Raw genomic sequence first — 13,586 nt, 5'->3', positions numbered from 1 at the left:
CTGGTTATATTGCAGACGGACCACAGGGAGTCGCTATGAACGCAGTCAAAAAAACCGTACTGACCGCCCTGACAGCAGGATGTACACTGCTGCCCGCCATACCGGCTGCGGCAGGTGACGCGGTACTTATCCCCATCCCCTGCTCACCGGAAACACTCTGGCTTCAGGCGGATGCACCGGCCTTCGGCATCACCATCCCCGTTATGCGCGAACAGTTTAACCGCAACAACCCGTCGCTGCCATTACGGGAATACAAAGTCGTGGCCTCAAACGACATTACCGCCAGCTATCTGCGGGCGGCAACCCGCATCAGCCCTTATATTTACTCCTCTGCCGTTCTCGAACGCGACAGTGAAAAAATCAAAAGCCTCCAGCTGACCCTGTTGCCGGGCGCTGACAGTACAGCGGAAAAAGCCAACCGTGCTCTGATGCTGGCCTATATTAAGGCGCTGATTATTCAGTTTGAACCGACACTTAATCAAAGCAATATTGATGCCGCCCTGAGCAGAGCGCTGGCAACGGATTTCAAAACCGGGACTTATGCCTCTCAATTCGGTGCATTACGCTATCTTCTGGTAGTTGATGAGATAAATGGGGTAACTTTCGCTATTGAACCGATTAAGCTTTCGCTATCTAATAGTGATACGACACAGTAAACAGTGGCCGAAAAGCAAAGCTATTTCGCGCCGGTTTCACTATACTGTCTCTCTGTTTGCCTGTTCGCCGCTCTGCGCGGACAATGGTAATAAAGCTTAAGTCATTTAACTTATTCCGGCAGGAGGAAATACAATGCGACATCCCTTAGTCATGGGTAACTGGAAGCTGAACGGCAGCAGTAAAATGGTTCACGAGCTGATCACCGCTCTGCGTCATGAAATCGGTAATGTCACCGGGTGTGATGTTGCGATCGCACCACCGGCAATTTATCTCTCTCAGGCCAAACAGGTTCTGGCGGGCTCTTCCATTGTACTGGGTGCCCAGGATACCGGTCTGAATCTCTCCGGCGCGTTCACCGGCGAAACATCTCCTGAGATGCTGAAAGACATCGGCGCACACTACATCATTATCGGCCACTCCGAACGCCGTACTTACCACGGTGAAAGTGATGAATTAGTGGCAGAGAAATTTGCTGTCCTGAAAAAACTGGGTCTGACCCCGGTACTGTGCATCGGTGAATCCGAAGCGGAAAATGAAGCGGGTAAAACCGAAGAAGTCTGTGCACGCCAAATTGATGCCGTTCTGAACACTCAGGGTGCAGACGCCTTCCTCGGCGCGGTCATTGCCTATGAGCCTATCTGGGCTATCGGCACCGGCAAATCCGCCACCCCTGCACAGGCACAGGCAGTCCACAAATTTATCCGCAGCCATATCGCGAAGAAAGATGCGAAAGTGGCAGAGCAGGTTATTATCCAGTACGGCGGTTCTGTGAATGATAAGAATGCCGCAGAGCTGTTCACTCAGCCGGATATCGACGGTGCATTAGTCGGCGGCGCATCACTGAAAGCTGATGCTTTCGGCGTGATCGTCAAAGCCGCAGCGGCAGCGAAAGCTGCAAAATAATTCCCGGCCTCCGGACAGCAAAAAGCGGCGAAATCGCCGCTTTTTTTGTGTCTGCTGCTGTATCAGCTGAAGGATAACGAGGATTTTTTAGTAGAGTTTCTTCGCAGTCTCATACCAGTCTTTCTTAAACACCCGCTTCATATTCATCACCGCATCAATAATATCGTGATGAACCAGTTTTTCATTCTGGATACCGACACAGCGGCCGCCGTAACCTTCCAGCAGTAACTGAATAGAATACGCGCCCATACGGGATGCAAGGATGCGGTCATACGCTACCGGCGAACCGCCGCGCTGAATATGCCCCAGTACTGTTGCACGGGTTTCGTGATGTGTTGTTGCCTCAATCTGCCGTGCCAGCTCATACACATCGGTGACATGTTCGGTGATCGCCACAATCGCATGACGTTTGCCTTTATCAATCCCGGCTTTGATTTCTGCAATCAGTTCATCACTGCTGTATTCCACTTCATTCGGCGGCAGAACGATAAATTCACAGCCCCCGGCGATAGCAGCGGACAGTGTCAGGTCACCGCAATAGCGCCCCATCACTTCGACAATAGAAATACGTTTATGGGATGTGGAGGTATCACGCAGGCGGTCGATAGCTTCAACCACGGTTTCCAGCGCAGTAAAATAGCCGATGGTGTAATCGGTTCCCGCCACGTCGTTATCGATCGTGCCCGGCAGGCCGATGCACGGGAAACCTGCTTCTGTCAGTTTTTTGGCACCGAGATAGGAACCGTCCCCGCCGATAACCACCAGCGCGTCGATACCATTTTTGCGCATATTTTCAATCGCGGTTTCCCGCACTTTGTCATCACGGAATTCAGGGAAACGCGCCGACCCGAGGAACGTACCGCCGCGGTTGATCACATCAGAGACACTGAAGCGGTCGAGCTGTTTCATCCGGTTTTCATACAGCCCGAGATAGCCGTCATAAATCCCGATAACCTCCAGCCCTTCTGACAGCGCCGCGCGGACAACACCGCGGATTGCGGCATTCATGCCCGGCGCATCACCGCCGCTTGTCAGCACACCGATTCGTTTGATCTTCTTGCTCATGATGACCTCTGATTTGCAGATGTAATATATGTAAACCTGAGCGGCATGTTATCACGCTTCCACGATCAGGCTTCGGGAATTCACTGCTGTAACCTATAGCTGAATTGATTCACCTAATCCTATAGTAAGATAAGGTTCCGCCGGATGCACCTACCTTTTGCGGATTTTTTTGTCATTTTGAGACTCCGGGAACACAGAATCTCTGCGACCGGAATATTACCCGGCATCCCCGTTAAGGATACCCGAAAAACAAAAAATAATTAGCGTATCTGAAACATTTTTTTCACAAATAATGCGTAACAGGAACATCAGGTATCAAAGGCGGGATCTGAAATTAAAATCATATCCGGGTGAAAATATATATCCGGATTTCCCGTACATTATGTAATTAATAAAAACAAATAGTAACTATTTATTTCTGAAATCATATTGTGACATAAATAATACAATAGAAATTTATATAATATATTTTTGAAATTATTTAATTTAACTTATGGGGAATTTCAAACGAAGAGTATCAGTAACATTCTGACATATCTGACCAATATTTATTACATCGCCATTATTACTCGTGACACGGGTATCTCCATTGGCCTGCTCAAATCAAATATGGAGCTTAGATAATTGATTTACCAATATAATATGTAAATTAAGAGTTTTATCCTGACTAAATAAATAAATAAACCATCAGATTATCTTTATTTACAGCATGAACAACTATTCCTCACCATCTGAGAATATTAAAAAACTCACTTAAATATGCATTTTGCCCCCCATTGCTTAAACAAATCCTAAATAAGATACTTCTCTCATAAATAAAAATTACCACTTAAGAATTTGTCATTTCAAACTGACGAAATGGCTGTCTTTATATTTACCGACACCAGGGAATAACTAATCTAATGAAAACAAAAAAGAAGATTCTGCATCTTTCTGTTCTTGCAGTCCTATGTTCATCAGTGCCGTCATTCGTCACGGCAGCCACATTTTGTGATGGTCAGCTTCATGTCGGTCTGGCGGGTACTCCGCCGCTGACCGGTGAAATGACAGCTGATGAATGTTACGAAATAGGCGCCATAGTAGAAGGGCTGCCATCGGATTTTGTCGGCATTGCGGAAAATCTCACAATGCTGAGCGGCAGCAAACTTAGCGTTATCGGTCTTTTTGAGAATTCACAGGTTCAGAGTGGTGCAGAAGTCTGGATCAGTAAAACCACACAAATTGCAGTAAACGGTTACCATCCGGGAGCACCTGCAACCGGCAGTAATATTGATATTCAGAGTGGTGCCTTAGTTCGTGTTCTGGACGGCGGAACATTAAAAGATTCCGAACTCAACGGCGGAACCGTCTATGTCAGTAATACCGGAAAAGCCGATGATACGGGTAAATCTGAAAATAATACCGTCAACAGCGGCGGAAAATTATTTATTTACCTGGGCGGAGAATCGACCGGTACTCTGGTTAATGAAGGCGGTTATGAATATGTTCAGCAGGACGGTAAATCCCTGAATACGGTTGTGAATAACGGCGGCTTCCAGATGCTGAGATCCGGCGGATTTGCTGACAGCACCATTATTAATGACGGCGGATTACAACAACTGCATAACAGTGGTTTCGCAGATAATACCCTGGTGAATGCCGGGGCACGGCAATATGTTGTTGATGACTCCAAAGCAACCAATACAACGGTTGACGGCGGACAGCAATATATTTTCAGTCAGGATGCCGCAGCCACTGCCGGTATTGCGGAATTCAACCAGATAAAAAATGGCGGCGCCCAGATCATCAGAGGTGGCGGACAAGCCATTGATAACGAATTATATGATACCTCAGTGCAAAGTATCTACAGCGGCTCCTCCGCCACTGACACCACACTGAATGACAGTGCCAAAAGCTGGCTGGCAGCAGGGGCTCAGCTCCTCGGCGTCACCACGGTTAATCAGCAGTCTCAGGTGCAACTCACCGCCGGTGCGGAAGACAGACTGGCTGCGGATGCCGGGGCTTATGCAGAAAACGTTATCTTATCCGGCCCGGACAGCTCCCTGCTGGTGATCACCGGTGATACCGGGAATGCCGCATTTGCCGGTTCTCTCAGCGGACAGGGGCATGTGCGGTTTGTCGCACCGGTCAACGCCGGATACAGCCATCTGACCATTGATAATCTCTCCGGCAGCCAGACATTTCATATGAACACGGCGATTGCGGAACAACAGGGTGATTACCTCACCATCCGTAACGGCAGTGGTGATCATGCACTGAATATTCAGGATTCCGGGGCTGAAATTACCCGTCCGGATGAATCACGTCTTGACCTGATCACAGACGAGAGCAGCAATGCACAGTTCAGTCTGAGTGCCCTCGACGGCACCAATATCAATGCGGTAGACGGCGGTACCTATATGTACTCACTGTACGAGCGTGATGAACAGGACGGTAAAATCTGGTATCTGGCCGCACCGAAAGATGACAGCACCGGTGAACCGGGCGAACCAGAAAAACCGGTTCCGCCGGTCGTACCGGACGACAAAACCACGCCATCCACCGATGCCATGTTATCCATGGCGGCCGCGCCACAGCTGATTTTTAATCATGAACTCGACAACCTGCGGTTCCGCCGTGGTGAATTACGGGATAATCAGGGCGATGCGGGTGTCTGGGTACGACTGACCGGTGACAGAACCCGTGCAGGTACCGGACACACGCACTTTAAACTGAACCAGGCTGGTTTTGAGCTGGGTGCGGATAAATCCGTTCCGCTGGAAAACGGCAAACTGTGGCTCGGCGTCTTTACCGGCTATAACGATGTCAAACTGAAACATCAGCGCGGCGGCGAAAGCAGCATCGACAGTATCACTGCCGGCGGTTACGCCACCTGGCTTTCGGACAACGGCTGGTATATCGATGGTGTACTGAAATATAACCATTTCAACAATGAGTTACGTGCAGTTTCCACCAACCGCAGCAGCATCCGCGGGGATTATTCTCAAAATGCGTACGGGGCATCCGCTGAAGCCGGTTACTCATTTGACCTGCCGGAAGCCTTCTGGGCAGAACCGTATGCCCGCCTGAGCTATATGCGTGCAGACAGTAAATCAGTTCACCTGAATAATAATATGCAGGCAAAATTTGATGCACAGCAATCCCTGCAATCAGAGCTCGGCCTGCATGCGGGTAAAGATTTCACCCTGAACAATCAGGTGATTATCACCCCTTATGCAACACTGGCCTGGCAGCATGAGTTTATCAGCAATAATGATGTGACTATTAACCAGCGCAATACCTTTGATACGGATTTCTCCGGTGACAGCCTGAAAGCCGGCGGCGGGTTAACTGTCCGTTTCACCCCGCAGATTCAGGCATATGCGGAAATTGATTACCGTAACGGCGACAAAACAGAATCGCCTGTACACGGCAATATCGGCGTTCGCTATAACTTTTAATCTCTCGTTGTGATTCATTTACAGCGGCCGCAAGGCCGCTTTTTTTTCATCTTTTTTCACATCGGGGATTCAGAAGACAAAAAAGCCCCCCGGGAGGGACTGTAAGACAAGGAAAAACTTCCCGGGTGCTGCTTAACGACTCTGCTGACTTCACTACTCTGACAAATTATTTCTGACAAATTTTCAATCGCGATTTCCCGCACGTTGTTATCACGCTTCCGCAATCAGGCTTCCGTTAAGGATACCCGAAAAATAATTAGCGTATCCGAAACACTTTTTTCACAAATAATGCAGCAATACAGACCCGTAAATTGTTTTCTGCAATTATTTTCCTGCCCTCCCGGTAAAATACCTGTTTTCACTTCCGGAAAATACACTATGATCCCAGAGATTAAAAACCTTCCCCGTACATCAGAAACAACTCCGAAACCGGAACCTAATAAGTGCAGTATCTTCAAGTCGCTCCTGCGTTTTTTGCAGTGCGCCGTAAACAGTTCCGAACCCGTGCCTCATAAGCCGGAAACACACCACGGACTCACGACTCTCTCTCACTACTTCAGGATACCTGACAATATTCATCCGGCCGTAATATACGGTGACTCTGAAGCACGGACACAATACACATGGTCAGAAAACACAGAACGTTATATTCCGTCCGGCAGTGATACAGAGCTGACCGGAACACCATTTTATATTCCGCCCGGTCACCATCCTTCATCAGATGGTACGGATTGCAGCATGACTGAACAGAAAAAGACTATCGGCCTTTGTTACACGTTTTGTGCTGACTCCGGTTATCCGCAACCGCCTTCCGGCGATCAAGAATACGGACGTATGACATATCATTACATCTCCGGCAACGGAGAAAGCACCCCGCTGAACAGCAACGAAAAAATCAGTCGTTTTTTTTCGGAGATTGGCTTTACTGACGCCACTGAAATCTCAAAAATTGCGCATCAGGGACATGCCAGCATGGCGAATATCCGTTTCACTGAGCTGCTGAAATCCCAAAATGATACCGATGACATCTTGTTTATCGCGCCGGGTGGCAGTAAAGGAAAAATGACTATTCAGCAACTGTCACCGGGTGATTACCAGATAACATCGGAAGCTGACTTTATTTTACGCAGTACAAATCAGGAAGCCGCGTGTTATCAGAACGACATTACGATGAAAGGAATACGTGTAACCCATTTCAGCACCACTGAAACCTTATCAGAAAAAGACGCCTTAACACTCACCCTGGCTGTTTCCTCAGAATCCCGGCTGGCGGCAGACCTCATTGCCCTGAAATTCAGCTAAAAAAAAAGCCCCTCGAGAGGGGCTGTAAAAGACAGGGATGGTGTCTATGGCAAGGAAAAACTTCTTGGGTGCTACTTAACGACTCTACTGACTTCACTACTCTGACAAATGACTTCTGACAAATTCATTCCGGCGTATTTTGCGCGGATGAGGCGGATGAAGTATGGATACTCTCCGGTTCAAAATTGGCATCCAGCTGCATTTTCTGCTCCGGGTTGAGTAACTGATACATCTGATGGTGAACCCGTATCATCTCAACCTGGTAATCCAGCCGCTTGCGCATGTCCTTCTCCAGCTGGTTACGTACCGCCGTTTCATCAAACTTTTCGGCCTTTACCAGCTCATACAGCGCGATATCATCTTCTGCGAGATTACGGACATTCCGTAACTGATCACGATAATTGTGCATCAGATCCCGCAACTGCATCCGTTGTTCTTCCGTTAACCGGATACCGGTCAACATAGAGGTATAACCATCTCCCCCTGATGTCGTTATACCTTTATACTGACTGTGACTCTGCACCGGGGCAACGCAGCTATCACTTTCCGAGTCCTGCGCCAGTCCGGGCGCACTTTGCATCACAAACATTGACGCTAAAGTGATTGTTGCTATCTTACCCATAGTAACTCCTTAAACTTCTGAGTCTGCGTCACCTGACCCGTTGGAATTAACTATACGCACCCGGCTGCAAACATGCGTCAGAGCATGTAAAAGAACGTAAAGTCATGGAATAGAAACGTTTGTTGTCGTATTTTGCACGTGGAGGACGTGAATAATGAATAAAATACTGCTTGTTGATGATGACCGCGAATTAACCTCGCTGTTAAAAGAATTACTCGATATGGAAGGGTTCAACGTTGTCATTGCACATGACGGCGAGCAGGCACTGACCCTCCTTGACGATTCCATAGACTTGTTATTGCTCGACATTATGATGCCGCGCAAAAACGGGATTGAAACCCTGAAAGAACTGCGCCAGAACTACCAGACCCCGGTGATTATGCTGACCGCGCGCGGCAGCGACCTTGACCGCGTTCTGGGACTCGAACTCGGCGCAGATGACTATCTGCCTAAACCGTTTAACGATCGCGAGCTGGTGGCGCGTATACGCGCGATTCTGCGCCGCTCCAACTGGAGTGAGCAACAGCAGCAGAGCGACAGCGGCAGCAACTCGTCCGTGGTGATGGTGGATAAACTCCAGCTTAACCCGGGCCGCCAGGAAGCCAGCTTCGGTGACGAAGTACTGGATCTGACCGGAACCGAGTTCACCCTGCTTTACCTGCTGGCACAGCATCTCGGCCAGGTGGTCAGCCGTGAACACTTAAGCCAGGAAGTGCTGGGCAAACGCCTGACCCCGTTTGACCGCGCCATTGATATGCACATTTCCAACCTGCGCCGTAAATTACCGGAGCGCACAGACGGCCTGCCGTGGTTTAAAACCTTACGCGGCCGTGGTTACTTAATGGTATCTGCAACATGATAAGCAGCCTGACGGCGCGTATCTTCGCCATCTTCTGGTTTACCCTGGCACTGGTGCTGTTACTGGTGCTTATGGTACCGAAACTCGACTCCCGGCAGCTGATGCCGCTCCAGGAGAGCGAGTACCGGCAGGGGATGATGCTGCAGCAACATATTGAATCTGATCTCGCACAAGACCCGGCCAATGACCTGCTCTGGTGGCGGCGGCTGACCCGCGCCCTGGTAAAATGGACACCGCCGGACAAGCGCCTGATTATTGTTACCACGGAAGGCCGGATCATCGGGCCTATCCGCAATGATTCCCAGGTCATCCGCAACTTTATGGGCCAGTCAGATAACACTGACAACCCGAAAAAGAAGCGTTATGGCCGCATTGAGCTGCTCGGCCCGTTTGAGGTTCGTGACGGCGAAGACCGCTATCAGCTTTACCTTATCCGTCCGGCAAACACCGCGCAGTCAGACTTTATCAACTTCCTGATCGACCGCCCGTTCCTGTTACTGGCCGCCACGATGCTGATCAGCACCCCGCTGCTGCTCTGGCTGGCGTGGAGCCTGGCAAAACCGGCACGAAAACTGAAAAACGCGGCGGATGATGTTGCCAAAGGTAATTTGCGCCAGCATCCGGAACTGGAAGCCGGCCCGCAGGAGTTCCTTGCGGCGGGTAACAGCTTTAACCAGATGATCAGCGCGCTTGAACGTATGGTCAATGCACAGCAGCGGCTGATATCCGACATCTCCCATGAACTGCGCACCCCGCTCACCCGGCTCCAGCTGGCCACGGCACTGCTGCGCCGCCGTCATGGTGAGAGTAAAGAACTGGAACGTATCGAAACCGAAACCCACCGCCTGGACGGTATGATCAACGATCTGCTCGTGCTCTCCCGCAGTCAGCACAAAAATGAGCTGCTGCGTCAGAACATCAAGGCCAATGAGCTGTGGGATGACATTCTCGACAATGCGAAGTTTGAGGCGGAACAGCGCCATAAAACGCTGGAGATCACCTCCCCGCCGGGCCCGTGGACGATTTACTGCAACCCGTCCGCACTCGGCAGCGCATTTGAGAACATTGTCCGTAACGCGCTGCGTTACTCAAACCAGCACATCCAGGTGGCATTCAGTGCCGACACCAAAGGCATCAGCATTGTGGTAGATGATGACGGCCCGGGCGTCAGCCCGGAAGATCGCGAACATATCTTCCGGCCGTTCTACCGCACTGACGAAGCCCGCGACCGGGAATCCGGCGGCACCGGGCTGGGGCTTGCGATTGTCAGCACGGCGATCAGCCAGCACAACGGCAAAGTTACTGCCAATGACAGCCCGCTCGGCGGACTGAGGCTGGAAATCTGGCTGCCTCTGCACCCGCGCTGAAACGCTCTGTAGTTACCGGGGAACCCGCCCCGGTAACTATTCTTTCTTAAGCAGAAATAACAAGTAACATCAATATGATGTAATAAAATATTTCTGCTGTGATTATGCATATATCGATTAGAAAAAGTAATAAACCATAGCTATGGCTTAAAGTAACACTTTTTCTGCTGCTAACACAAAAACAGCAGATTTAAAGAAAAAAAATCCCTGATTAAACCGGATAAAGTTCGTTTAATGAAAGACGCGCGAGTGTTATCATGCTTGACCTGTCCGGGTAATCGGACTAGCCTTTGGCAGCAAATATAAACGGCGCTGATTGATTGGGTATAAATCACCTCCCAACATATTGAAAAATCAGCCCTCTGCAACACACCACAACTCTTACTGACTCGATTCCTCAATAGAATCAGTAAGATAAACTCGCAATAGCGCACTCTGGGAGCGGTAACCCAGTGCGGTAGCTATGGCCGAAAGAATACAATCATTATATTAATCAACAAGGTTTACTGTGAAAGGTATTATTTTAGCAGGCGGTTCTGGTACACGTTTATTTCCTATTACATTAGGAATTTCAAAACAACTATTACCTATTTATGATAAACCGATGATTTATTACCCGCTTTCTGTATTAATGCTGGCAGGAATCCGGGAAGTATTAATTATTACAACACCGGAAGATCAATCGGGCTTTCAGCGTTTATTAGGTGATGGCAGCGATTTTGGCATTTCTCTGGAATATGCCGTACAACCTGAACCGGAAGGTCTTGCACAAGCCTTTATCATTGGTGAGACATTTATTGGTGATGACTCGGTGTGCCTGGTACTCGGAGATAACATTTTCTGGGGACAGGGTTTCTCACCTAAACTGCTTAAAGCCGCCTCTTTAGAAGAAGGTGCAGTTGTCTTCGGTTATGAAGTACAGGACCCGGAACGATTTGGCGTAGTCGAGTTCGACGAGCACTATAATGCTGTATCAATTGAAGAAAAACCGATTAAACCGAAATCAAAATATGCTGTAACCGGTTTATACTTTTACGATAACGATGTTATTGAAATCGCTAAAAATATAAAACCGTCCGAGCGTGGTGAACTGGAAATCACAACAGTTAACCAAATTTACCTGAAAAATAATAAATTAAAAGTCGAATTGCTTGGACGCGGATTTGCCTGGTTAGATACCGGCACACACGACAGCCTGCTTGATGCAGCCAGTTTTGTTGAAACCATTGAAAAACGGCAGGGTTTTAAGGTTGCTTGTCTGGAAGAAATTGCTTACCGGCAGGGGTGGCTGACTGAAAAGCAAGTATTAGATGCCGCTGAAAAATCAAAAAAGAATGGATACGGCCAGTATCTTTTTAAATTAATCGAGAATAAAGAATGAGCCTGATAAATTTAATTGAATTTAAGACGCTTGGAGATGACCGTGGCTCTCTGATTTCATTAGAACAGAATAAAAACATTCCTTTTGAAATAAAACGTATCTATTATATTTTTGGCACAAAAGAAAATGTTTCCCGTGGATTTCATGCACATAAAAATCTGCAACAAGTAGCTGTATGTCTCAGTGGTAGTTGCCGCTTTGTTTTAGACAATGGTGAAAAAAGAGAAGATATTATTCTGAACTCACCAGATAAAGGGTTATATATTAGTAACTATATGTGGAGAGAAATGCATGATTTTTCTCCTGATTGTGTTTTGATTGTATTGGCAAGTGATTTTTATTTAGAATCAGATTATATTCGAAATTATGATGACTTTATGATGGCATGCCAAAATGTATATTCATCCATTAAGTGATACTCAATCAGAAAATATTGGTAAAAATACTAAAATATGGCAATTTAGCGTTATTTTAGCCAATGCGACGATAGGTGAAAATTGCAATATTTGTGCTCATACATTTATCGAAAATGATGTAATCATAGGAAACAACGTAACTATAAAATCCGGTGTCTACCTATGGGACGGAATTAGAATCGAAGATAATGTCTTCATTGGCCCAGCAGTTACCTTTGCCAATGACAAATATCCACGCTCGAAAATATATCCATCTGAATTCCCTAAGATATATATCCGTGAAGGTGCATCTCTTGGTGCAAACTCTACTATTTTACCCGGCGTTACATTAGGGAAAAAATGTATGGTAGGTGCTGGTAGTGTTGTCACAAAAGATGTACCCGATTACGCTATTGTATTTGGTAACCCAGCAAAAATCATTCGTTTCTTAGAAGAAGATAAATAAAATGATAAAGTTCCTTGACTTACAGTCTATTAATAAACAATACGAAACAGAATTAAAAAATGTTTGTTCCCGTGTAATTGATTCTGGCTGGTATATCATGGGAAATGAATTAAAAAACTTCGAGAATAACTTTTCTAAATATATTGACACTAAGTATTGCATTGGTGTTGCTAATGGTTTAGATGCATTAACCTTAGTACTGAGAGCCTGGAAAGAACTGAATAAACTTAAACCAGGTGATGAGGTTCTCGTACAAGCTAATACATATATTGCTTCAGTATTAGCAATTACTGAAAATGATTTAGTACCTGTTTTTATTGAACCAAACCCAAATACATACAATTTATCTGTGGAAAATATCAGAAAAGCAATTACAAATAAAACCAAAGCCATATTACCAGTGCATTTATACGGTCAAATTTCACCCATGCCAGAAATAATGGCAATAGCTGATGAATTTAACCTACTTGTACTTGAAGACTGTGCACAATCCCACGGCGCATCTATTGGTGGAAAAAAAGCCGGAAACTGGGGACACGCTGCCGGCTTTAGCTTTTATCCCGGAAAGAACCTAGGAGCACTAGGGGATGCCGGAGTAATTACAACTAGTGACGATGAATTAGCTAATGTAATTTTTGCATTACAAAATTATGGTTCTCACCAAAAATATCTAAATTTATATCAGGGTGTCAATAGTCGTTTAGACGAAATTCAGGCGGCTATGTTAGATGTTAAGCTAAAGTATCTTCCACGTGAAACACAGACCCGACAATCCATAGCTCAGTTGTATCTTGATAATATTAGTAATCCATTAATTAAATTGCCTGTAAACCCGGAAACATATAGACAAAAAATACAAACGCATGTTTGGCATTTATTTGTCATATCTTGTCAATACCGTGAAGAATTAAAGCAACACCTTTCTGATTGTGGTGTGCAAACTTTAATTCATTATCCAACACCACCTCACAAGCAACAAGCTTACCCACAGTATAATTCATTATCATTACCTGTAACAGAAAAAATCCATACTGAAGTGTTAAGTATCCCTATTAGCCCAATAATGACAGAAAAAGATATTCAAGCTGTCATTAAAGCTTGTAATACATTTTCCATTCAGTGCTGATAT

The 13,586-nt window shown here is 46.7% G+C and carries 12 protein-coding genes; 10 read left to right on the top strand and 2 right to left on the bottom strand.

Features of this window, described 5'->3' with window-relative positions; translation table 11 throughout:
- Window positions 1-35 precede the first annotated feature (35 nt).
- Window positions 36-656 (top strand): DUF1454 family protein, encoded by a 621-nt coding sequence (locus AAZR23_RS18195; protein WP_107679534.1) that lies wholly within the window; start codon window positions 36-38, stop codon window positions 654-656.
- A gap of 133 nt (window positions 657-789) precedes the next feature.
- The gene (gene tpiA / locus AAZR23_RS18190) at window positions 790-1,560 is read left to right on the top strand and encodes a triose-phosphate isomerase (RefSeq protein ID WP_072125143.1); all 771 of its coding nucleotides are present in this window, start codon (window positions 790-792) and stop codon (window positions 1,558-1,560) included.
- Window positions 1,561-1,647: 87 nt separating this feature from the next.
- Here the strand turns inward: tpiA and pfkA are convergent, their stop codons facing one another.
- Complete coding sequence (gene pfkA, locus AAZR23_RS18185) at window positions 1,648-2,625, bottom strand: 6-phosphofructokinase (protein ID WP_032098022.1); 978 nt, start codon at window positions 2,623-2,625, stop codon at window positions 1,648-1,650.
- Window positions 2,626-3,527: 902 nt separating this feature from the next.
- On the opposite strand from pfkA, the gene AAZR23_RS18180 reads away from it, so the two are divergent.
- Window positions 3,528-6,065, top strand: coding sequence for an autotransporter outer membrane beta-barrel domain-containing protein (locus AAZR23_RS18180; protein WP_434694235.1), 2,538 nt, complete (start codon window positions 3,528-3,530; stop codon window positions 6,063-6,065).
- Between the two features lie 738 nt (window positions 6,066-6,803).
- Complete coding sequence (locus AAZR23_RS18175; protein WP_434694234.1) at window positions 6,804-7,367, top strand: hypothetical protein; 564 nt, start codon at window positions 6,804-6,806, stop codon at window positions 7,365-7,367.
- A 124-nt stretch (window positions 7,368-7,491) separates the two neighbouring features.
- On the opposite strand, the gene AAZR23_RS18170 is transcribed toward AAZR23_RS18175, so the two are convergent.
- Complete coding sequence (locus AAZR23_RS18170; protein ID WP_052956656.1) at window positions 7,492-7,989, bottom strand: Spy/CpxP family protein refolding chaperone; 498 nt, start codon at window positions 7,987-7,989, stop codon at window positions 7,492-7,494.
- Between the two features lie 154 nt (window positions 7,990-8,143).
- Here AAZR23_RS18170 and cpxR point away from each other — a divergent pair, with 154 nt between their 5' ends.
- From cpxR to AAZR23_RS18140, 6 genes are all read left to right on the top strand, one after another.
- The gene (gene cpxR, locus AAZR23_RS18165) at window positions 8,144-8,848 is read left to right on the top strand and encodes an envelope stress response regulator transcription factor CpxR (protein WP_046892893.1); all 705 of its coding nucleotides are present in this window, start codon (window positions 8,144-8,146) and stop codon (window positions 8,846-8,848) included.
- The gene (gene cpxA / locus AAZR23_RS18160; protein WP_107679542.1) at window positions 8,845-10,215 is read left to right on the top strand and encodes an envelope stress sensor histidine kinase CpxA; all 1,371 of its coding nucleotides are present in this window, start codon (window positions 8,845-8,847) and stop codon (window positions 10,213-10,215) included. The genes cpxR and cpxA overlap by 4 nt, the downstream gene beginning before the upstream one ends.
- A 508-nt stretch (window positions 10,216-10,723) precedes the next feature.
- Window positions 10,724-11,596, top strand: coding sequence for a glucose-1-phosphate thymidylyltransferase RfbA (rfbA, locus tag AAZR23_RS18155; protein WP_434694231.1), 873 nt, complete (start codon window positions 10,724-10,726; stop codon window positions 11,594-11,596).
- Window positions 11,593-12,012: a sugar 3,4-ketoisomerase gene (locus tag AAZR23_RS18150; protein WP_218453857.1), complete on the top strand. Its 420-nt coding sequence runs from the start codon at window positions 11,593-11,595 to the stop codon at window positions 12,010-12,012. Before rfbA ends, AAZR23_RS18150 begins: the two co-directional genes overlap by 4 nt.
- Window positions 11,990-12,457 carry an acyltransferase gene (locus AAZR23_RS18145; RefSeq protein ID WP_052925892.1) on the top strand — a complete coding sequence of 156 codons (468 nt, stop codon included), beginning with the start codon at window positions 11,990-11,992 and terminating at the stop codon, window positions 12,455-12,457. Before AAZR23_RS18150 ends, AAZR23_RS18145 begins: the two co-directional genes overlap by 23 nt.
- Window position 12,458: 1 nt before the next feature.
- Window positions 12,459-13,583 carry a DegT/DnrJ/EryC1/StrS family aminotransferase gene (locus AAZR23_RS18140; RefSeq protein ID WP_434694230.1) on the top strand — a complete coding sequence of 375 codons (1,125 nt, stop codon included), beginning with the start codon at window positions 12,459-12,461 and terminating at the stop codon, window positions 13,581-13,583.
- The last annotated feature ends 3 nt before the right edge of the window (window positions 13,584-13,586 follow it).

This window comes from Morganella sp. Je.2.23 (assembly GCF_051129855.1).
GTDB lineage: Bacteria > Pseudomonadota > Gammaproteobacteria > Enterobacterales > Enterobacteriaceae > Morganella > Morganella sibonii.
The sequence above is the reverse complement of the archived record's forward strand: the minus strand, read 5'-3'. Positions and strand labels throughout refer to the sequence as shown.